Raw genomic sequence first — 19,971 nt, forward strand, 5'->3', positions numbered from 1 at the left:
CGAAAGCTAGAACTCGATCCCCTTCTGCGCCTTCACGCCGGCAGCGAAGTGATGCTTGGTAGCGCCCATTTCGGTGACGAGATCGGCAGCCTCGACCAGTGCCGGCTTGGCGTTGCGGCCAGTGACCACGACATGCAGGCCCTCGCGCCGGCCCTTGAGCGTCGAGACGACAGCATCGAGATCGAGATAGTCATAGCGCAGCGCAATGTTGAGTTCATCGAGCACGACGAGTGAGATGCTCGGGTCTGCCAAAAGCTCCTGCGCTTTCGCCCAGGCAGCCTCTGCAGCAGCAATGTCGCGCATCTTGTCCTGCGTCTCCCAGGTGAAGCCCTCGCCCATCGTGTGCCACACGACGCGGTCGCCGAAGGCGGCAAACGCGTCCTGCTCGCCGGAATGCCAGGCACCCTTGATGAACTGCACGACGCCGACGCGATGGCCATAGCCGAGCATGCGCAGCGCCAGCCCGAAGGCCGCCGTCGACTTGCCTTTACCGGGACCGGTGTTGACGATCAGCAGTCCCTTCTCGACGATGGTCTTTCCCGCCACCTCGGCATCCTGCACCGCCTTCCGCTTGGCCATCTTGGCGCGGTGGCGCTCAGCTTCCTGTTCGTCGATCGTCTTCATCATTTCACCTTCATCGGCAGACCGGCGACCATGTACAGCACCGCGTCGGCCACGGCCGCCACCTTCTGGTTGAGGCGGCCAGCATCGTCACGGAAGCGACGGGCCAGTGCATTGTCGGGCACGATTCCGAGCCCGACCTCGTTGGAGACCACGAACCACGGCCCTCGCGGGCGCGACAGCACGTCCGCGAGGGCGGCGCATTCGGCCTCGACATCGTGATCGGCCAGCATGTGATTGGTGAGCCAGAGCGTCAGGCAGTCGACCAGCACCGGCGCGCCCTCGGGCACGCTGCCAAGCGCGCCCGCGATATCCAGCGGTGCGTCGAGCGTTTGCCAGCCTTCGCCGCGGCGATCACGATGGATCGAGATGCGCTCGCGCATCTCGTCGTCATAGGCCTGCGCCGTGGCGATGTAGGTCCACGGAGCAGGAATTTGCGTGATGAGCCGCTCGGCATGCGCGCTCTTGCCGGAGCGCGCACCGCCGAGCAGGAAGGTCAGCGTCTCAGGCAAGGCGACCGTTCAGCGACTGTGCGGGTTCGCTCATGAAGCGATTGCGCACGTAGCCTGCCACCGCGCCCAGCACGACCCAGAACACCAGGTTGGAGATGGTGACAGCGACGACAAAGCTGTGGTGCAGGTCGGCCGGGATCGGTGACTCATGGCTTTCCGGCTGCGGCGCCCCGACGATGTGCGGCGCGACGATCAGCGCAACGCCGAGGACAGCCAGCGGCAACGACTGCTTGAAGGCAATCAGCGCGAGGCCAGCAGCGGTGGCCACGACAGTCAGCGTCCACCATATCTGGCGCGAGACGAGATCGGCGGCAGGCATGGCCGGCAGTTCCGGCGGCAGGCCGAGACCAGGCGCCAAGGTGAAGACGGCAAAGCCGGCAAAACCCCAGAACACGCCCTGGCGCCAGTTGGCGATGCCGCCGGCAAACTCGGAGACGGCGACCAGGATCAGTCCGAAAGCGATGCCACTGACGATGTTGGCGAGCGCCGAGTAAGCGAAACGCTCGAAGCCGTCGGCAGGCGCCCACGCTTCTTCCTCGGCCGGCGCCACAGCCTGTGCGTCGGCAGCAGGCGCGGTCGCTTCGGTACCGGCCACGGGTGCCGCGCCGTGGTCGTGGCCGCCGGCGTTTTCATAGGTCTCCGCCTTGAAGATCAGCGGATCGGTTGAATAGGTCTGGAGCGCAGCAAGGATCACGCCGGCCAATAGGCCACTGATCGCCGCGATGAACACGACGTTGCGAAAGACGGACATGGTTGGCTTGCTTTCGTTAGTGGCAGGGGAAAGCCATCGAGTGGCGATAGTCGTGGGCAGCATTGTGCACCACTTCCATGTGCGAGAACCCGAGGAAGCCAACAACGAAAAGGCCGAGCAGCGCGGCAAGAGCCAGCTGCATGATACGCGACTGCGAGGAGACGTCGGTGCCGAGAGCAGAAACAGTGTTCATCATAAGTCCTTTCGCCCTCCACCCGAGGGCACAGAGATAAGTGCCTGTCGCCGGCAGGTCTCCTGGCTTGCGGATTGGCACCCTTCCCCGCCTTCCCGAAGCAAGCTTCAGTGGCATTTGGGGAGGACTAGCCGCATACAGTTGCGGGGGCAGCCACGGCTTCGGACCCTCTAATGGACCTTACCGCATTCCCTCTTGATTCCGTAACGGAACCGACGACGCCGCAACTATAGAAACAAATGGCTTGGGCGGCAAACCAAATTCCGACGCCGCGGCGCTCGAATGCGGCGTTCTTGCGATCAGCCGCGCGCGGTGATTCGTTCGGCCACCAGGTGCTGCAGCCGCCACAGATGCCGGTCGTGGATGGAACGCTGCTCCAGGTTCTTGACCACATTGTAGAGATAGTCGGCGGCCGAGCCCCAGTGGCCGCAGGTCGTGGCCAGACGCTTTACGACCTCGTCCTCGCCAAGCGCCCCGGCATAGGCATGGCCTTGACGGTTGATGACGAAAGCGAGTGCGGTCAACGGCCCCTCATCGGTGGCGAGGTTCAGCCAGCGCGGCTTGTAGGTCGAGGGCTTCAGCGTCATCTCGCGGCGAAACAGCTTGTCCAGTTGCTCGCGCCGGTCGCCGTCCGTCAGCCTGAGCGCCACGCCCTTGCATTGGCCGCCGCGATCCATGCCCATCATCAGCCCGGGCTCAGTCTTTGTGGCGCGCCAGCGGGTCATGTTGATGCAGAACGAACGGTGCCAACCGCGCGCCAGCGCCACCCTTTCGTCGGTGTGTTCGACCTCGGGCTTCCAGATCAGCGAGCCATAGGCAAACAGCCACAGCGGCCCATTGCCGGGATAGGCGGCAAGCGTCTTGTCGATCATGCGTTCGTAATCGGCATCGTCGAGGTGCTGCGCATCAGGATCGGGGCCGGCATCAGCCACCTCACGATGGCAAAGTGCCACCAGTTCCTCGGTCAGCGACATCACACGACCGTTCATTGCAGGCATCCCCGAACCCTGTGCATGACGTTGGCTAGTCCCTCTCTTGCCGCGGTTCAACCATGATAGTGCTGCATGGGCGGCGAAACACCCGAAGCCCAAGCGAATGGCCATGACGATGCAACCGACCACCGACCAACTTCAAGCCCGGACACCGCGCGTTAAGGTGATCGACATTGCCCGTGGCGTGGCCCTCGTCGCCATGGCCGTCTACCATTTCGCCTGGGACCTCGAGTTCTTCGGCTACGCCGACCCTGGCATGACCGCCTTCGGCGGCTGGAAGCTGTTCGCCCGCTCGATTGCGTCGAGCTTCCTGTTTCTTGTCGGCGTAAGCCTCGTCCTTGCCCACGCAAAAGGCATCCGTTGGCGCGGTTTCCGCAAGCGGCTGGCGATGGTGGTTGCCGCCGCCGCGGCAATTTCGGTGGCGACATGGTTCGCCATGCCCAACACTTTCATCTTCTTCGGCATCCTGCACCAGATCGCCTTTGCCAGCGTCGTCGGCCTCGCCTTCCTGCGCCTGCCGCCGCTGTTGACGCTGGCCGCCGCCGTGCTGGTGATCCTGGCGCCGATCTATCTGCGCAACGATGCCTTCAACCACCCGGCCCTGCTCTGGATCGGCCTTAACACCGTTGCCCCGCGCTCCAACGATTTCGTGCCCGTCTTCCCCTTCTTCGGTGCGGTTCTGGCAGGCATGGGCGTTGCCGGGCTGGCGCTGAAATCCGGCCTGTACGACCGGCTGGCGCAGTTGAAACCCGGCACTTGGTCGAAACCGCTCGACTTCTTCGGCCGCCACAGCCTCGCCTTCTACCTCATCCACCAGCCCGTGCTGATTTCCTTGGTCTGGGCCTGGGCGCAGGTCTTCCCGGCACCCGTCGAAACCCGCGAAGTCGGCTTCCTCAAGTCCTGCCAGATCTCGTGCGAGCAAAGCCGCGACACCGATTTCTGCACGCGCTACTGTGTCTGCATGCTCGACGAGCTGCAGAAGGACGATTCGCTCGACCGCCTCTATGCCAGCGACCAAAGCCCTGAACTGAAGTCGCGTGTCGGCGACACCGCCGCCATGTGCACCGCAAGGACGGACGGCGAAATACCATCGGGAGGATCGCAATGACCGACATCAAGGCAGCCCCCAACCGGGTGCCATGGCCGCCTATCATCTACCTGCTGGCGATTGCCATCGCCATCGTGCTTGGACTGCTCTATCCGCTGCCCTGGATCACCGAGCCGATCTCGGATCTCTTGTTTGCCGCCGGCTGGCTGGCGATCGCCGGCTTTGTCGCGATCGAGGTGTCGGCGATGCGCGCCCTGAAGCGCGGCAACACCACCATCCGGCCGGACAAGGCCTCGGACCATCTGGTGACGAACGGGCCGTTCTCCTTCACCCGCAACCCGATCTACTTCGGCAACACACTGCTGATGATCGGCATCGGCATGGTCAGCGGCAGCCTCTGGTTCATCCTCCTGGCACTGATCGCCGCTTTCGCAACCCAGAAGCTCGCCATCGAGCGCGAGGAAAAGCACCTGCAGGCGCGCTTCGGCAAGAAATACATCGACTACGCGAAGAAGGTCCGCCGCTGGATCTGAGGCGTTCCCCATTTTCGGCAATGCGCTTGATCGATGGCGGCGGCCAAGTCGTGCGTCCTTCGACAAGCTCAAGATGAGGACTATAGGCGCTGCCTCAGGATGAGGACCGTAGACGCTGCACTCAAGACTGCGCCCCCTAAGACTGCGGTCCCAAGAAGAGTCGAAGGCTCTGATTTTCAACCAGAATCGAAGGCGCTGACCGTCAACACCTGCCGGCAACGCCAACGGTCCTCATCCTGAGCTTGTCGAAGGACGCACAACCCTCCAACCGCCGCAGCTCACGCAACCCGCGTCAGGTATTGACGCCCAGTTCCACCAGCCGCTCGACACAGGATTCTTCGGCCTGGTCCAGTTCGGCGAGCGTCTCCTCGAGGTCGCGACGCTTCTGGCGCAAATCCTCGCGCTTCTCCTCGATGCGCTTGATCATCAGCTTGAGCTGGCCGACCTCGCCGGGCGGCTCGCGATACATCTGGATGATCTCGCGGATCTCGTTGATCGAGAAACCAAGGCGCTTCCCGCGCATGATCTGGCGAATGAGATGCCGGTCGGACGGCCGGAACAGCCGGGTCCGGCCGCGACGCACCGGCTGCACCAGCCCTTCATCTTCATAGAAGCGCAAGGTCCGCGTCGAGATGTCGAATTCGCGGGTCAGTTCGGTGATCGAATAATATTCCCGCATCGTTCCTCCACCCCGCGAGCAAGACCGCCCCGCCTCAAAATCATGCCGGGCACTAGCCGAGGCGAATATGCCGGGTGACGGCAAGCGCCACACGGCAAGGACCATGGTTGATCCGCGCGGAGTCTCGCACGCGATTTACGTAAAAGTCAATTGAACTCAACCGTCTCTGTAGCCGGCAATACTCCGCTCGACCACACACGCGGAGGACACGCCAGGGTTGCAGTTCCGGCAAGGCCCTGGCGAAAGCCGAACCCGGATTTCGGCGTCATCCGCCGCCGAGATGCAACCACCATGTCGCGAGGCTGAGGAAGGCAAGAAAGCCGATCACGTCGGTGATCATGGTCGTGAAGATCGATGACGAAATCGCCGGGTCGGCGCCGACCTTGTCGAGCAAAAGCGGAATCAGGATACCGCCGAGTGCCGCCGCCAGCATGTTGAGCACCATCGCCGCGGCGATGACAAAGCCCAGGTCGGGATTGTGGAACCACAGACCGGCGACCAGGCCGAGGATGGCCGCAATCACCGCGCCGTTGAGCAGCCCGACCATCACCTCGCGGCGAATGACGCGGCCGGCGTTGTAGATGTCGAGGTCGCGCGTGGCGAGCGCCCGCACCGTCACTGTCATCGTCTGGGTGCCGGCATTGCCGCCGAGCGAGGCAACGATAGGCATCAGCGCGGCCAGCGCCACCATCTCCTCGATGGTCGCGCCGAACTGGCTGATCACCGACGCCGAAATGAAGGCGGTGCCGAGATTGACCAAAAGCCAGGGCACGCGCGAGCGCGAGGTGGCGGCGACGGTGTCCGACAGCTCTTCGTCGCCAACGCCACCCATGCGCAGAAGATCTTCTTCGGCCTCCTGCTGGATGACGTCGACCACGTCGTCGATGGTCAGCACGCCGACCAGCCGCTCGTTCTCGTCGACGACGGCGGCGGACAGCAGATCGTATTGCTCGAATTCGCGCGCCGCCTCTTCCTGGTCCATCGTCGCGGGAATGGCGTGCCGCGTCTCGTGCATCACCTCTTCGATCTTGACCGCGCGCTTGGTGCGCAGGATCTGGTCGAGATCGACAGCCCCAAGAAGCTTGAAGGTCGGGTCGATCACGAAGACCTGGCTGAATTGGTCGGGCAGGTCCTTGTCGTCGCGCAGATAGTCGATGGTCTGGCCAATGGTCCAGAACGGCGGCACCGCGACGAATTCCGTCTGCATGCGCCGGCCGGCCGATTCTTCGGGATAGTCGAGCGAGCGGCGCAGCCTGATGCGCTCGGTGAACGGCAGTTGCGCCAGGATCTCGTTCTGGTCCTCGGCGTCGAGATCCTCGAGGATGTAGACGGCGTCGTCGGAATCGAGCTCCTGGACGGCCTGGGCGATCTGCTCGTTGGGAAGGTTGTCGACGATGTCGAGGCGGATCGCCTCGTCGACCTCGGTCAGCGCCGAAAAGTCGAAGTCGGACCCCATCAACTCGACCAGTGCAAGCCGCTGTTCGGGCAGCAACGCCTCCAGCAGGTCGCCGAGTTCGGATTGGTGGAGGCCAGAGACGTCGCGCTTCAGCGACAGCGTGTCGCGATCTGCGATCGCCGCGCCGATATGGGCGAGGTACGACGCAAGGATGGCCCCATCCTCGCCGTAGATTTCGGCGCGGACAGAATCAGCGGCGTCGGCGCCGTGCATATGGTCGTGTCGGGCTTCCATCGGCGCTTCCCGCTTGCGGATTTCGGGATTCGAGGTGGGTTATCCCTAGCCCGCCAAGGGTCGGAATATCAAATGAAATACCGCACGATCAGGCCTTGCGGATCAGCCATTTCCACCCTGTTCCAATCAGGCCGCATGCTCGCTTGCGCATTGCCTGTGATCGGCCAGCACCTCGATGATGCGACAGTCGCAGATACGGCCGTGGCCGCATTCGTCGATCATCCGCGACAGCTCGCCGCGCAGCGCCTGGAGCCGTTCGATGCGCCTGTCCACCTCCAGCAGATGCGCCTTGGCGATGCTGTCGGCCTGATGGCACGACGCCTGCGGTTCCTGCGACATGGCGAGAAGCCCGCGGATGTGCTCGACCTCGAACCCAAGCTCGCGGGCATGGCGGATGAAGTTCAGCCGATCGACCTCCGGTTTGCCGTAGCGGCGCTGGTTGCCCTCGGTGCGCGGTGGCGCTGCAATCAGCCCGATCTGCTCGTAGAAGCGGATCGTCGGCACTTTCACGCCGGTGCGCCGGGCCAGTTCGCCAATCGGAATGTTCATCTCGAAAAACCTCTTGATCCTCTAGTGGCTAGAGATTCTAGCATCAGGTCATATAGGATTGAAAGGACTTGAAATGAACGATGCCAGCATCGGCAGGACGCGCTTTCGCGTCGGCGGCATGGACTGCGCCTCCTGCGCGACCAAGATCGAAAACGCGGTGACCCGCCTCCCCGGGATTACCGAAGTTGGCATCTCGGTCTCGGCAGGCACCATGACGGTGTCGCATCGCGGCCCGGCCCCGACCACCGAGATTTCGCGGCAGGTCAAGGCGCTCGGCTATTCCGTCGCTTCGCTGGGCGCGGCGCGGACCGCGGAACCGAAGGCCAAGGCGCACGAGCACGGCCCGGGCTGCAGCCACGATCATGATCACAAGGGGCATGACCATTCAGGTCATGATCACTCAGGCCACGACCATCCGGGACACGACCATTCCGGGCATGATCACAAGCACGATCACTCGGGTCACGATCACACGGGCCACGGCCACGGCGGTGTTGCTGCCCATGACGAACCTGCCGACGCGGGCCACAACCACTTCGACCTCGATGACGGACCCTGGTGGAAAACCCGCAAGGCGAAGATGACCATCGCCTGTGGCACGGCGCTTGTCGCCGCCTACGCCATCGGTCAGCTGATGCCGCAGATCGGACACTGGGCCTTCCTGGTGGCGCTGGCCGTCGGCCTGATCCCCGTCGCCCGCCGCGCCTATGCCGGCGCCATCACCGGCACGCCTTTCTCCATCGAGACGCTGATGACGATCGCCGCCGTGGGCGCGGTCTTCATCGGTGCCACCGAGGAAGCGGCGATGGTGGTACTGCTGTTCCTCATCGGCGAGCTGCTCGAGGGCGTTGCTGCCCGCCGCGCCCGCGCCAGCATCCGCGGCCTAGCCGACCTCGTCCCCAAGACCGCCTTGGTCGAAGAAGGTGGCGTGACGCGTGAAGTCCCAGCCGACTCGCTGGCGCTCGGCTCGGTGATCCTGATTCGCCCCGGCGACCGGGTCGCGGCCGACGGCACCGTCGTCGAAGGCTCGAGCACGCTCGACGAAGCGCCTGTCACCGGCGAAAGCGTGCCGAAGCTGAAGAGCGTCGGCGACGCCGTCTTTGCCGGCACCATCAACACCGACGCCGTGCTCAAGGTTCGTGTCACGGCAACCTCGGCCGACAACACCATCGCCCGCGTCATCCAGCTGGTCGAGGAGGCCCAGGAGAGCAAGGCCCCGACCGAGCGCTTCATCGATCGCTTCTCGCGCTACTACACGCCCGCGGTGCTTGTCGTCGGCGCGCTGGTCGCCGTCATGCCGCCGCTGGTTGCCGGTGGCGACTGGCAGGAATGGATCTACAAGGGCCTCGCCATCCTGCTGATCGGCTGCCCCTGCGCCCTGGTCATCTCGACACCCGCTGCCATTGCCGCCGGCCTGTCCGCTGGCGCGCGCCGCGGCCTGCTGCTCAAGGGTGGCGCCGTGCTGGAAGGGATGCGCCGGGTGACCTCGGTCGCGCTCGACAAGACCGGCACGCTGACCGAAGGCAAGCCGAAGGTGACGGACATCGTCGCCATCGGCCGTTCCGAGGCAAATGTCCTGTCGCTGGCCGCAGCACTCGAGACCGGCTCCAGCCACCCGCTGGCGGTTGCCATCCTCGGCCGCGCCAAGGCCGATGGCGTGCCTGTGCCCCCGGCCGTGGCGGCGAAGGCCGTCGCCGGCAAGGGCGTCACGGCCAAGGTCGGCGGCGAAGAGGTGTTCCTCGCCTCCCCGAATGCCGCCGACGATCTCGCGGCTCTCAGCGCCGAGCACAAGGAACGGATTGCGGCCTTCAATGCCGAGGGCAAGACCGTCTCGGTGCTTCTGGTCGACAGCAAGGCAATCGGCCTCATCGCCATGCGCGACGAGCCGCGTCCCGACGCCGTCGCCGCCCTAGCGAGGCTGAAGGCCGAAGGCATCTCAACGGTGATGCTGACCGGCGACAACGAGGCCACCGCACGTGCCATCGGCAAGGGCCTCGGCATCTCGGTACGAGCCGGCTTGCTGCCCGACGACAAGCAGCGCATCGTTCGCGAGTTGCAGCAGCAGGGCCAGGTGGTCGCCAAGGTCGGCGACGGCATCAACGACGCCCCTGCCCTTGCGGCCGCCGATTTCGGCATCGCCATGGGCGGCGGCACCGACGTCGCGCTGGAGACCGCCGATGCAGCCATCCTCCATGGCCGCGTCAGCGATATCCCCGACATGATCGCACTTTCGAAGTCGGTGATGGGCAACATCACCCAGAACATCACCATCGCGCTCGGCTTGAAGGCCGTGTTCCTGGTAACGACGATCATTGGCCTCACCGGCCTGTGGCCGGCGATCCTGGCCGACACCGGCGCGACGGTCCTTGTGACGGCAAACGCCATGCGGCTGCTCGCCTGGCGCGGCCGGTGAAGCGGCCGGAGAAATGACAGTCTTGCGGGCCGCCCGGGTCAGACCCGGGCGGCCCGTTTGACAATCCTGCCCATATGGCCGAGATATCGGCCATGCAAAAATCCTTTGCCATCCTCGTCATCTGCAAAGGCGGCCTCCAAATAGGCTGATAGCCTGGTGCCACTACCTGCGAGAGCAAGAGCGGCACCAGGAACGCGACACCCTCACCACATCACGAATCTGCCTGTCCCGGCCGAGCGATCTGCTGCGTTGTCGCGCGCCGCTCGTTGCCGACGGCATTCCTTTGGACTGTTCAAATGACCTTCAAATACAGCTTCACCTTCCCGATCAGCGGCGCAAACAAGCTGCCTCGTTTCAAGGACTGGGCGGCACAACACGCGGCCGATATCGACGTCAGCCTGCCGCCTCAGGTTCCGGTGAAGAGCGAGAGCCTGACGATCCGCCTCAAGTCCGCCGACGACCGGCAACAGCTCATGACCAAGCTTGCCGGCGTCGACCTGTAACGCCTAGCGACGGTGACGGGCCAGCCCCGTCACCGCTCACTTGCGGCAGGTCATGCACCATAGGCCGCACTGCCCCGGACAACTCGGCATCCTTCTTGCCCCGGCCCCGCAATCGGCATCAGGCTGGGCCGGGCATTTTGACAACCTTGCCCACACCCCATAAGTTCGCCGGACCAGCAGTCGTCCGCTCCGGATGGAGCAGGCCTTTCGAAGAGATCGGCGACATGATGACCTCGGCATTGGCACTTCTTCTGGCGATGTTCACCTCCTCCGCAGCGATTGCGGACGAGAATGCCTTTCTCGAAGCTCTTTCCGGCAATTGGCATGGTGGTGGGCAGGTACGATTGAAACCCGGCGCGATGCCGCTTTCCGTCTCCTGCAGCCTCGATTCCCGCGCCGACGGCACGGCCCTCAACCTCGCTGGCGCCTGCCGCGCTAAAGTCATGTTCTCCCGCCGCATAGGTGTCGATCTTCAAGCCAACGGCAGGCGCTACACCGGCTCATATGTCGGTTCGAGGCGTGGTGCCGCGCGGCTTTCCGGCACCCGCACCGGCGACACGCTCAATCTCCAGATCGTCTGGCCGGACAAGGGCTCCGGCTCGCGCGTCGCCAGCATGCAACTGGCAAGCGTCGGCACCGGGCATATGCGGATCGTCACCATCGAACCGCATCCCCAGACAGGAAAGAAGGTCGTGACGGCGACAATCGAGCTGACCCGCAACTAGCTGGCCTCGCATCGAGCTTTCAGGACATCCGTTCACTTCCGAAGCGCTGCTGTCGCGGCTACGGAACCGACACGATGCCCAGCCCTTGGGGCGGCTGGCATCCCAGGACGCCGCAATCAACGGCAGCAAGGCTGCGCAACTCTCTGTAATTCCTGAAAAACACCGGCGAGCCCCGGGGTGGCTCAAGCTGTTTCATCCTGGATGGAACAGCTCGCTCAGGTGATTTGGTATTCACCTGAAAAGTGATGGTGCGGTCGAGAAGACTCGAACTTCCACGGGTTGCCCCACAGCGACCTCAACGCTGCGCGTCTACCAATTCCGCCACGACCGCACTGTCACGAAGGGCCGGTCCGAACCGGCTCGCGGCATGTAGCAAATCGTTTCCGGGGAAACAAGCGCCCTGTGCGATATTCGTCCATCATTCTTGCTTGCCGCAGCGGAAGACGCCGCCACTTCAGGCAATAGCCGGCTTTCCGGGCGCGGGGACTGGACGTTTTGGCCGCAAGCGGCCATATCAGGCCGAAGAACGGACCGTCCAGATGACCGAACGCAGCCTGATCGCCACGTCGTTTCTCGCCCTTCCCGGCTCAGCCCCGGTCGAATGGCGAATCGAACCCGGCCTTACCCCCTACGACCAGGCACTCGCGATCATGGAAGAGCGCGCCGACGCGATTCGCCAGGGCAGTGCCGGCGAGATGGTCTGGCTGGTCGAGCATCCGCCGATCTACACCGCCGGCACCAGCGCCCAGGAACAGGATCTGGTCGAGCCCGACCGCTTCCCCGTCTTCAAGACCGGCCGCGGCGGCGAATACACCTATCACGGCCCCGGCCAGCGTGTGGCCTACGTCATGCTCGACCTCAAGCGCCGGCGCGAGGACGTGCGCGCCTTCGTCGCGGCACTCGAGGCCTGGATCATATTGGCGCTCGCCGCCTTCAACGTGAAGGGCGAACGCCGCGAGGACAGGGTCGGTGTATGGGTGGTCAGACCCGACCGCCCGGCCCTGCCGGACGGTTCACCCGCGGAAGACAAGATTGCCGCCATCGGCATACGCCTGCGTCGCTGGGTGAGCTTCCACGGCATCGCCATCAACGTCGAACCCGAGCTCGGCCACTTCTCCGGCATCGTGCCTTGCGGCGTCACCGACCACGGCGTCACCAGCCTTGTCGACCTTGGCCTGCCGGTGACGATGAGCGACCTCGACGTTGCGCTCAAGGCGGCGTTCGAAGAGATATTCGGACCGGCAGACATGATCGCCGAGAGCGTCCGAAAGACCGCCTAGGAACCCGCCTGCCGCCCCCAACATTGCGGCGGGCTTCAAGCGCAGTGTCGAGCCCTCGGCTCATTCCGGCATCGGGATATGTCCCGGTGCCGCATTCCTCATCGGTTCAGAACCCCATCGAAAAGAGGCCGAACCGGCATTCAATCACAGTGCGCCGATCCACATCGCCATGGTGACGAGGAAGGTGCTCATGCAGACCATCGAAATGACATCCTGTACCAGCTCAGCCATCTGTCGCTCCTGTTTTTAATATGTTCGTAATTTGTTCTATTTTTGTTCAAATGTCAACGTGCGCCAATTGCATTCGGGCGCCGGCGTTCGCGCCGAGCGATTCGACAGTAAATGAAGGGTTTATGCGCGCGAACGACCACCGCCGCGCGTTAACGAACGCGCGTCAGCCATCACCGGCATTGAAGTGAAGTCTGCAGGAATAGGCGCCCGGGGTGACCGCCCGCAGCTAGCGCAGCGGAACGATCTTGCCCTCGGCGAGCGTCACGCGGCGGTCCATGCGCCCGGCCAGTTCGTGGTTGTGCGTGGCAATCAGCGCCGCCAGACCGGATTGCCTGACGAGCGCCGAAAGCGCGTCGAAGACATAGCCTGCCGTCACCGGGTCGAGATTGCCGGTCGGCTCGTCGGCCAGCAGCACCAGCGGCGCATTGGCCACCGCTCGTGCGATCGCCACGCGCTGCTGCTCGCCGCCGGAGAGCTCGGACGGCCGGTGCTCGGCGCGCTTGCCGATCTTCATGTAGTCGAGCAGTTGCGCCGCACGCTCGCTCGCCTGGGCAGGGCTGAGCCCCTTCAGCAGCTGCGGCATCATCACATTCTCCAGCGCCGAGAATTCGGGCAGCAGGTGATGGAACTGATAGACGAAGCCGACGTCGTTGCGGCGGATCGCGGTACGCTCGTCGTCCGAAAGCCGCCCGCAGGCGCGTCCGTTCAGGATGACGTCGCCGCCGTCCGGGCGCTCCAGCAGGCCGGCGGTGTGCAGCAGCGTCGACTTGCCGGCGCCCGACGGCGCCACCAACGCCACCATCTCGCCCGGCGTGAGCGAGAAGTTGGCGTCATTCAGGATCGTCAGCTTGCGCGAGCCCTGCTCGTAATGGCGTTCGACGCTCTTGAGTTCGATAACGGCTTCAGTGGCCATCATTCGTACCTCAGCGCTTCGACCGGATCGAGCGTTGCCGCCCGCCATGCCGGAAACAGTGTCGCGAGGAACGACAGCACAAGCGCCATGAGAACCACCGATACCGTCTCACTCACATCCATCTTGGCCGGCAGCTGGCTGAGGAAATAGAGCTCGGGATTGAACAGAACCGTGCCCGACAGCCACGAGAAGAACTGCCTGATGCGCTCGACATTGAGGCAGATGACGACGCCGAGCAGCACGCCGGCAATGGTGCCGGTCATGCCGATGGCCGCGCCCGTCATCAAGAAGATGCGCATGACGGCACCCCGCGTCGCGCCCATCGTGCGCAGGATGGCGATGTCGTGACCCTTGTCCTTCACCAGCATGATGAGGCCTGAAATGATGTTCAGCGCCGCGACCAGCACGATCAGCGTCAGGATCATGAACATGACGTTGCGTTCGACCTGCAGCGCGGAAAAGAAGGTCTGGTTGCGCTGGCGCCAGTCGGTCAGGAAGATCGGCCGCTGGGCCGCCTCCTCCACCTTGGTCTTCAGCGCATCGACATCGTCGGGATTGTCGACATAGATCTCGATCGAGCCGACCTTGCCTTCGGAATTGAAGTAGAGCTGGGCCTCGTTGAGCGGCATGAAGACGATCGAGCTGTCATACTCGGACATGCCGACCTCGAAGATGCCGGAGATCGGATAGGCTTTCGCCCGCGGCGTCGTGCCCATCGGCGTGACGTCGCCGTCTGGCGAGATCAGCCGGATGGAATCGCCCAGCACCAGGCCCATGTTCTCGGCCATGCGCTTGCCGATGACGACGCCCTCGCCCTCGTCGAAGCCGACGATCGAGCCCTGCTTGATGTTGTTGGCGACCAGCGTCACCTTGCCGAGGTCGCTGCCCCTGATGCCGCGCACCAGCGCGCCGGCACCCGCGCCGACATTGCCCTGTGCCAGCACCTGGCCCTCGACCAGCGGGATGGCATATTTCACGCCGGCAACGCCGTTGATGCGGTCGGCGACCGCCGAATAGTCCTCGAGCGGCGTATCGATCGCGGTCACGACCAGATGGCCGTTGACGCCGAGGATACGGGTCAGGAGTTCGGCGCGAAACCCGTTCATCACCGCCATCACCACGATCAGCGTGGCGACGCCGAGCATGATGCCGAGGAACGAGATCGAGGCGATGACCGAGATCACCGTTTCCTTGCGCTTCGAACGCAGGTAGCGCCAGGCCACCATGCGCTCGAACACCGAGAACGGCCCGGCTCCGGCTGGCTTGGCCGCCGTCACTTGGCTCATGCCTTGGCGCCCAGCTTGGCGAGTGCGGCAGCCACCGGCAGCGTTTCGCGCTCGCCGGTCTTGCGGTTCTTGATCTCGACCTCGCCGGCAGCAGCACCGCGCGGACCGACGATGACCTGCCACGGCAGGCCGATCAGGTCGGCGGTGGCGAACTTGCCGCCGGCGCGCTGGTCGGTGTCGTCATAGAGCACGTCCTTGCCAGCGGCTTCGAAGGCCTTGTAGGCCTCGTCGCAGATCCGGTCGCACTCGGCGTCGCCGACCTTCATGTTGATCAGGCCGATGTCGAACGGAGCCACCGCTTCCGGCCAGATGATGCCGTTCTCGTCATGGCTCGCCTCGATGATCGCGGCGATCAGCCGCGACGGGCCGATGCCGTAGGAGCCCATCGAGACGAAATGCTCCTTGCCGTCGGGGCCCATGACCTTGGCGCCCATCGGCTTGGAATACTTCTCGCCGAAGTGGAAGATGTGGCCGACCTCGATGCCGCGCGCCGACACCTTGTCGGCCTCGGGCACTGCATCCCAGGCCGCTTCGTCGTGCATCTCTTCGGTCGCCGCATAAGGCGTCGTCCACTGCTTGACGATGCCGTCGATCTCGCCGTCATTACCGAAATCGGTTTCGGCGCCAGGCACTGGCAGCGCCAGGTAATCGCGGTGGCAGAACACCTGGCTTTCGCCGGTTTCGGCCAGGATGATGAACTCATGGCTCAGGTCGCCACCGATCGGGCCGGTATCGGCACGCATCGGGATAGCCTGCAGGCCCATCCGCGTGAAGGTACGGAGATAGGAGACGAACATCCTGTTGTAGGCGGCCTTGGCGCCCTCGAAGTCGAGGTCGAAGGAATAAGCATCCTTCATCAGGAATTCGCGGCTGCGCATGACGCCGAAGCGCGGGCGCACCTCGTCGCGGAACTTCCACTGGATATGGTAGAGGTTGAGCGGCAGGTCCTTGTACGTCTTGACGTAGGACCGGAAGATTTCCGTCACCATCTCTTCGTTGGTCGGGCCGAACAGCATGTCGCGCTCGTGCCGGTCCTTGATGCGCAACATCTCCTTGCCGTAGTCGTCGTAGCGGCCGCTTTCGCGCCACAGGTCGGCCGACTGGATCGTCGGCATCAGAATTTCAAGCGCTCCGGCACGATCCTGCTCTTCGCGCACGATGCGGCAGATCTTGTCCAGCACGCGCTTGCCCAGCGGCAGCCAGGAGAAGCTGCCGGCCGCCTGTTGCCTGATCATGCCCGCACGCAGCATCAGCCGGTGGGAAATGATGTCCGCCTCGCGGGGATTTTCTTTCAGGATAGGCAGGAAATAGCGCGACAGACGCATCGAATGTTCCATGAAAACGATGATGCCGGAATCGGCACGGGAAAGGCTTGCTTGAACGCGCTTCATAGCCATTTCATGGCCGAATGGAAACCCGCGCACGCCGTTTCGACGCAGCGTCAGAATGACCTGTCGCGTTGCCCCGCTCGTCCTGCCAAACAATTGTGCATTGCAGCACAGGATTGCTCTTGCCGAAGCAAAATTCTGCGTGACATTTCATTTCGGCTTGGTCTAATGTGCCCCGATAACCGAGAGGGCGGAGAAAAATCCGCTCTCCTACGCGGTCAAAGTCTTGGGAGGATGCGATCTAGGCGCGATAACTCGCAGCCGCCGGCAACGGAAAGCAGATCGGACGCGTTTAAATTGCAAGGCTTCGCGCCTTGCATTTTTTTTGGGCAATCATCAACTTACGATGCGCTGTTGAAGTAACGACTTCAACAGACGAGTCTTCCGGCTATACCCGAATGACATGAAAGGCAGCCTATGCCTGCCGCACGTCCGGCAGGGCGCGCGGTGGCCGTCGCTCAGTCGATCTTCGGCAGGAACAGCGGAAAGTCGTTGAAGCTGTAGCCGAGGCCGAGGGTGACGCCATAGAACGCGCCCATCAGCACCGCCGTCACCACCGTTGTCCACAGCACGGCGCGCAGCATGTGCGGCCCGCGCGGCGCACTCGCCTCGGTGCCCATCGTGACGTTGTTATCGTCGTCCTGCGTCTTCACGCCGAACGGCAGGATGGCAAACAGGGTCAGCCACCAGAAGACGAAATACATCGCAATGATCGAAATCCAGGTCATGCCTGTTCGAGCTCCACGAGCGTACCCTGAAAGTCCTTGGGGTGCAGGAAAAGCACCGGCTTGCCATGCGCGCCGGTCTTTGGGTTGCCGTCGCCGAGCACGCGCGCGCCCGAGGCCTTGAGATGGTCCCGCGCAGCCAGGATGTCGTCAACCTCGTAGCAGACATGGTGCATGCCGCCCGAGGGGCTCTTGGCCAGGAATGCCGCGATCGGCGAGCCCTCGCCCAGCGGCTCGAGCAGTTCGATCTTGGTGTTGCCGACGTCGATGAAGACGACCGTCACGCCATGCTCGGGCAAGGCCTGCGGCTCGGTCACCCTTGCGCCCAGCGTATCGCGGTAGACCGCGCTCGCCGCCGCCAGGTCCGGCACGGCAATGGCGACATGGTTCAAGCGTCCGAGCATATCAAATCCTGCCTTCAGCGGGTGACGAACACCGTCACCAGCGGTTTCTTGCCCCAGGCCTCATTGGCGGCACCACGCACTGCGCGACGCACGGCCTCCTGCACCAGGTCGAGGTCTTTTCGGCGCGCACGGGGTATGGAGTCCACGGCGCCGATTGCCGCATCGAGCATCAATTCCTCGAGCGCCTCGCCGCCGGCATCGACTTCAGCGACACCAATGGCCACCAGGTCCGGATCGCCCGACAGCTCGTACTTATCGTCGAGCACGACATTGACCGCAACATGGCCGGCAAACGACAGCTTGCGCCGATCGCGGATTCCCATCGCCTCGTCAGAGCCGATCAGCTTGCCGTCCTTGTAGACGCGGCCGAACGGCACCTGGTCGATGATCTCCGCGGCGCCCGGCCACAGCCGGAGCATGTCGCCATCGCGGATCTGCGCCACTTCCGGAATGCCCGACATCGACATCAGCGAGCCCTGGCCCACCAGATGCGCTGCCTCGCCGTGGACCGGCACGCCGATGCGCGGGCGGACCCATTCGTACATGCGCTTCAGTTCGCTGCGGCGCGGGTGACCGGAAACGTGGACCAGCGCATCGCCGTCCTCGATGATCTTCATGCCCTGGTCGATGAGCAGGTTCTTGATCTCGAGGATCGCCTTTTCGTTGCCGGGGATCGTACGCGAGGAAAACACCACCGTGTCGCCGGGCGACAGCGCCACCGACTTCATCTCGTCGCGGGCCAGCTTGGCCAGTGCCGCCCGCGGCTCGCCCTGGCTGCCAGTGCAGATGACGACGAGGTTTTCGCGCGGGATGTAGCCGTAGTCTTCCTCGGAAACGAATTCCGGCAATCCGTCCATGTAGCCGAGCTCGCTCGACACATCGATGACCCGCTTCAGCGATCGCCCCATGACCAGAACCTGGCGGCCGGCGTCGCGCGCGGCTTCGGCGATCGAGCGGATGCGGCCGACATTCGACGAGAAGGTCGTCACCGCGACACGGCCCTTGGCCTCTTCGATCACCTTGCGCAGCCCCTGCCCGACCTGCTGCTCGGACGGCGAGTCGCCCTCGCGCAGCGCATTGGTAGAATCGCAGACCAGCGCCAGCACGCCCTTGTCGCCATAGGCGCGGAACCGCGCCTCGTCGGTCATCGGGCCGATTTCCGGCGCCGGGTCGATCTTCCAGTCGCCGGTGTGGATCACGGTGCCGGCAGGGCTGGTGATCGCCAGCGAAACCGGCTCGGGGATGGAGTGGCTGACGGCGATCGCCTCGATCTCGAACGGACCGACGGTGAACTTCTCGCCGGCACGATAGACGGTCACCGGGATTTTCGGCGCACCCTGTTCCGACTGCCGCTTGGCTTCCAGCAGGCCGGCAGCAAAAGGCGTCATCCAGACCGGGGCCTTGAGCCTCGGCCAGGTGTCGTGCAGCGCGCCGTAATGATCCTCATGCGCATGCGTGATGATGATGCCGCGGAGGTTTGTCAGTTCCTCCTCGATGAAACGCGTATCGGGCAGCACCAGATCGACGCCGGGCAGGCTCGCATCGGGGAAGGTCACGCCGACATCGATGATGATCCACTCACGCGCGTCCGCCGGGCCGAAGCCATAGAGCGCGAAGTTCATGCCGATCTCGCCGACGCCGCCCAGCGGCACGAATACGAGTTCGGCCTTATCCGATTTCGCCATGTCAGAAATCCTTTCAGCCCTGTCAGGCCGCGCCGGCCGAAGCGACCGCGCCGAAATGCACATCGCCAGCGGCGATCTTGACCGTTTCACCTTTAGCGTCACGGATAACGAAGCGGCAATCCTCGTCGATCGTCTCGAAGATGCCGCGCACCACATTTCCCTCGACCCGCACGGCAACTTCGCTGCCCAGGCCGGCGGCGCGAGCCAGCCAGCGCTTGCGGATCCCGGCCAGGCCCCTGCCCTCGGCCCAGAGGCGTTCGTTCTCGCTCCACGCATCGGAAAGCGCCAGGAACAGCGTTTCGGCATCGACGCCGGCACCGAGGCTGGCGAGCGACGTCGCGGGATAGGGAACGTCGGTCGGATGGGCAACGACATTGACGCCAATGCCGATCGCGATGCCGAGCCGTCCATGCCCAAGCAATGTCGATTCAAGCAGGATACCGGCAAGCTTGGCGCCCGACGCCAGGACGTCGTTCGGCCATTTCAGCTCGAAGCGCTTGACGCCCGGCCCACTGCCGCCATCGACACCGACGGAAAAACGGGCATTGGGCGCCACCGCATCCAGCGCATCTGCAAGCGCCAAGCCGGCAACGAAGCCGAGCGTCGCCGCATAATGCAGATCGTGATCGAGAACCTTGAGCAGGGTCGCGGCGAGATTGCCTTCCGGCGTCGCCCACACGCGGCCGCGCCGGCCGCGACCGCTGTCCTGCTTCTTGGAGACGATCCAGAGCTTGCCCGGATCGCCCGCCATTGCACGCTCCAACGCCATCGCATTGGTCGACCCTACCGCCTGGTGGGCCTCCAGCCTGAAGCCTTGGGCATTTGCGGTCGGTGCGAGTTGGAATCCCAT

At 64.0% G+C, this 19,971-nt stretch carries 21 protein-coding genes, 1 tRNA gene and 1 riboswitch; of the genes, 6 read left to right on the forward strand and 16 right to left on the reverse strand.

Annotated features, from left to right (window positions below; genetic code table 11):
- Nucleotides 1-6 precede the first annotated feature (6 nt).
- The 5 genes from cobO to GGR00_RS02890 all read right to left on the reverse strand — a co-directional run bounded on the left by cobO (nucleotide 7) and on the right by GGR00_RS02890 (nucleotide 3,066).
- The gene (gene cobO / locus GGR00_RS02870) at nucleotides 7-624 is read right to left on the reverse strand and encodes a cob(I)yrinic acid a,c-diamide adenosyltransferase (protein ID WP_055969300.1); all 618 of its coding nucleotides are present in this window, start codon (nucleotides 622-624) and stop codon (nucleotides 7-9) included.
- The gene (gene cobU, locus GGR00_RS02875) at nucleotides 624-1,133 is read right to left on the reverse strand and encodes a bifunctional adenosylcobinamide kinase/adenosylcobinamide-phosphate guanylyltransferase (protein ID WP_055969303.1); all 510 of its coding nucleotides are present in this window, start codon (nucleotides 1,131-1,133) and stop codon (nucleotides 624-626) included. The genes cobO and cobU overlap by 1 nt, the downstream gene beginning before the upstream one ends.
- Nucleotides 1,126-1,884 (reverse strand): CbtA family protein, encoded by a 759-nt coding sequence (locus GGR00_RS02880; protein ID WP_055969306.1) that lies wholly within the window; start codon nucleotides 1,882-1,884, stop codon nucleotides 1,126-1,128. The genes cobU and GGR00_RS02880 overlap by 8 nt, the downstream gene beginning before the upstream one ends.
- 16 nt (nucleotides 1,885-1,900) lie before the next feature.
- Nucleotides 1,901-2,077: a CbtB domain-containing protein gene (locus GGR00_RS02885; RefSeq protein ID WP_055970598.1), complete on the reverse strand. Its 177-nt coding sequence runs from the start codon at nucleotides 2,075-2,077 to the stop codon at nucleotides 1,901-1,903.
- Between the two features lie 35 nt (nucleotides 2,078-2,112).
- Nucleotides 2,113-2,309, reverse strand: a riboswitch (cobalamin riboswitch).
- A gap of 67 nt (nucleotides 2,310-2,376) precedes the next feature.
- Nucleotides 2,377-3,066 (reverse strand): gamma-glutamylcyclotransferase, encoded by a 690-nt coding sequence (locus tag GGR00_RS02890; protein ID WP_055969309.1) that lies wholly within the window; start codon nucleotides 3,064-3,066, stop codon nucleotides 2,377-2,379.
- Nucleotides 3,067-3,178: 112 nt separating this feature from the next.
- Here GGR00_RS02890 and GGR00_RS02895 point away from each other — a divergent pair, with 112 nt between their 5' ends.
- Nucleotides 3,179-4,177 carry an acetyltransferase domain-containing protein gene (locus GGR00_RS02895; protein WP_184697769.1) on the forward strand — a complete coding sequence of 333 codons (999 nt, stop codon included), beginning with the start codon at nucleotides 3,179-3,181 and terminating at the stop codon, nucleotides 4,175-4,177.
- Nucleotides 4,174-4,650 carry a methyltransferase family protein gene (locus tag GGR00_RS02900; RefSeq protein ID WP_055969312.1) on the forward strand — a complete coding sequence of 159 codons (477 nt, stop codon included), beginning with the start codon at nucleotides 4,174-4,176 and terminating at the stop codon, nucleotides 4,648-4,650. Before GGR00_RS02895 ends, GGR00_RS02900 begins: the two co-directional genes overlap by 4 nt.
- A 292-nt stretch (nucleotides 4,651-4,942) precedes the next feature.
- Here the strand turns inward: GGR00_RS02900 and GGR00_RS02905 are convergent, their stop codons facing one another.
- From GGR00_RS02905 to GGR00_RS02915, 3 genes are all read right to left on the reverse strand, one after another.
- On the reverse strand, nucleotides 4,943-5,329 hold the full coding sequence (locus tag GGR00_RS02905; protein ID WP_055969316.1) for a MerR family transcriptional regulator: 387 nt from the start codon (nucleotides 5,327-5,329) through the stop codon (nucleotides 4,943-4,945).
- Between the two features lie 265 nt (nucleotides 5,330-5,594).
- The gene (gene mgtE / locus GGR00_RS02910) at nucleotides 5,595-7,019 is read right to left on the reverse strand and encodes a magnesium transporter (protein ID WP_055969319.1); all 1,425 of its coding nucleotides are present in this window, start codon (nucleotides 7,017-7,019) and stop codon (nucleotides 5,595-5,597) included.
- A gap of 126 nt (nucleotides 7,020-7,145) precedes the next feature.
- A complete protein-coding gene (locus GGR00_RS02915) occupies nucleotides 7,146-7,568 on the reverse strand; it encodes a MerR family transcriptional regulator (protein WP_184697771.1) in 423 nt (140 codons plus the stop codon).
- Nucleotides 7,569-7,641: 73 nt separating this feature from the next.
- Between GGR00_RS02915 and GGR00_RS02920 the strand changes: the two genes are divergently transcribed.
- From GGR00_RS02920 to GGR00_RS02930, 3 genes are all read left to right on the forward strand, one after another.
- Nucleotides 7,642-9,981 (forward strand): heavy metal translocating P-type ATPase, encoded by a 2,340-nt coding sequence (locus tag GGR00_RS02920; RefSeq protein ID WP_184697773.1) that lies wholly within the window; start codon nucleotides 7,642-7,644, stop codon nucleotides 9,979-9,981.
- Between the two features lie 296 nt (nucleotides 9,982-10,277).
- Nucleotides 10,278-10,484, forward strand: coding sequence for a hypothetical protein (locus tag GGR00_RS02925; protein ID WP_055969328.1), 207 nt, complete (start codon nucleotides 10,278-10,280; stop codon nucleotides 10,482-10,484).
- Between the two features lie 224 nt (nucleotides 10,485-10,708).
- Nucleotides 10,709-11,209 carry a hypothetical protein gene (locus GGR00_RS02930; RefSeq protein WP_184697775.1) on the forward strand — a complete coding sequence of 167 codons (501 nt, stop codon included), beginning with the start codon at nucleotides 10,709-10,711 and terminating at the stop codon, nucleotides 11,207-11,209.
- A gap of 246 nt (nucleotides 11,210-11,455) precedes the next feature.
- On the opposite strand, the gene GGR00_RS02935 is transcribed toward GGR00_RS02930, so the two are convergent.
- A tRNA-Leu gene (locus GGR00_RS02935) sits at nucleotides 11,456-11,540 on the reverse strand.
- 208 nt (nucleotides 11,541-11,748) lie between these two features.
- Between GGR00_RS02935 and lipB the strand changes: the two genes are divergently transcribed.
- The gene (gene lipB / locus GGR00_RS02940; RefSeq protein ID WP_055969334.1) at nucleotides 11,749-12,489 is read left to right on the forward strand and encodes a lipoyl(octanoyl) transferase LipB; all 741 of its coding nucleotides are present in this window, start codon (nucleotides 11,749-11,751) and stop codon (nucleotides 12,487-12,489) included.
- Nucleotides 12,490-12,946: 457 nt separating this feature from the next.
- Here the strand turns inward: lipB and GGR00_RS02945 are convergent, their stop codons facing one another.
- The 7 genes from GGR00_RS02945 to GGR00_RS02975 all read right to left on the reverse strand — a co-directional run bounded on the left by GGR00_RS02945 (nucleotide 12,947) and on the right by GGR00_RS02975 (nucleotide 19,971).
- Entirely contained in the window at nucleotides 12,947-13,633 is a 687-nt protein-coding gene (locus GGR00_RS02945) for an ABC transporter ATP-binding protein (protein WP_055969337.1), read from the reverse strand.
- Entirely contained in the window at nucleotides 13,633-14,919 is a 1,287-nt protein-coding gene (locus GGR00_RS02950) for a lipoprotein-releasing ABC transporter permease subunit (RefSeq protein ID WP_055969339.1), read from the reverse strand. Before GGR00_RS02950 ends, GGR00_RS02945 begins: the two co-directional genes overlap by 1 nt.
- On the reverse strand, nucleotides 14,916-16,244 hold the full coding sequence (gene proS, locus GGR00_RS02955) for a proline--tRNA ligase (RefSeq protein ID WP_055970600.1): 1,329 nt from the start codon (nucleotides 16,242-16,244) through the stop codon (nucleotides 14,916-14,918). The genes GGR00_RS02950 and proS overlap by 4 nt, the downstream gene beginning before the upstream one ends.
- Before the next feature lie 521 nt (nucleotides 16,245-16,765).
- Complete coding sequence (locus GGR00_RS02960) at nucleotides 16,766-17,035, reverse strand: DUF1467 family protein (protein WP_055969342.1); 270 nt, start codon at nucleotides 17,033-17,035, stop codon at nucleotides 16,766-16,768.
- Nucleotides 17,032-17,436, reverse strand: coding sequence for a methylmalonyl-CoA epimerase (mce, locus tag GGR00_RS02965; protein ID WP_184697778.1), 405 nt, complete (start codon nucleotides 17,434-17,436; stop codon nucleotides 17,032-17,034). The genes GGR00_RS02960 and mce overlap by 4 nt, the downstream gene beginning before the upstream one ends.
- 14 nt (nucleotides 17,437-17,450) lie before the next feature.
- Nucleotides 17,451-19,121 (reverse strand): ribonuclease J, encoded by a 1,671-nt coding sequence (locus GGR00_RS02970; RefSeq protein WP_184697780.1) that lies wholly within the window; start codon nucleotides 19,119-19,121, stop codon nucleotides 17,451-17,453.
- A 22-nt stretch (nucleotides 19,122-19,143) separates the two neighbouring features.
- On the reverse strand, nucleotides 19,144-19,971 hold the full coding sequence (locus GGR00_RS02975; RefSeq protein WP_184697782.1) for a biotin--[acetyl-CoA-carboxylase] ligase: 828 nt from the start codon (nucleotides 19,969-19,971) through the stop codon (nucleotides 19,144-19,146).

The organism is Aminobacter aganoensis (assembly GCF_014206975.1).
Classification (GTDB): domain Bacteria; phylum Pseudomonadota; class Alphaproteobacteria; order Rhizobiales; family Rhizobiaceae; genus Aminobacter; species Aminobacter aganoensis.